We start from the raw sequence: 551 nt of genomic DNA on the forward strand, positions 1-551 counted from the left end.
GTGCCGGAGACTTCGTGGGTCCAGACGATCTTGCGGTAGGTGAAGTAGACGTCTTCCAGGTGAGTGAAGTGAGCCATGTTCGGGTCCTGGCAGTTCGGCATGCGCGACTGCACGTCGACGATCACGGCGTCTTCCAGTTCGATGGTGAAGTAGTGCTCCTGGGTACCGGTGGAGGAGGTGCGGTACCACTCCAGACGGCACTTGTTCAGACGCTCACCGGAGGTCAGGGCGTTGAAGATCAGCGGGGACGACTTGTCGAACACCTTGGTGATCATCAGCGGCTTGTGCACGCGCTGGCCGGTCGGTTGGCCGGACTGCGGGTCGCGGGGAATGATGACCTGGTGGTTGAATGCCTGGACCAGGATCTGGTCTTCGTGACCTTCCTGGAAGATGTTGCCGACCGAGTCCTCGGTGAAGGTGCCAGCGGTGATCAGGCCTTGCTTGGTGCCTTCGAGGGACAGGTACGCGGGTGTTGGCATGGGTGCTCTCCTTTGCCTTGGTAGTGGACCTTGACCGGTCCGGGAGCCCAGGAGAGAGCCATTTCCGTGCCA

The 551-nt window shown here is 61.0% G+C and carries 1 protein-coding gene; it reads right to left on the reverse strand.

The annotated features are described in order from the left end of the window. The coding region (locus ACWKV7_RS23695; RefSeq protein ID WP_483860163.1) for an Hcp family type VI secretion system effector at window positions 1-479 on the reverse strand (479 nt) is incomplete at its 3' end. Window positions 480-551: the final 72 nt, after the last annotated feature.

The organism is Zestomonas ipomoeae, assembly GCF_057128665.1.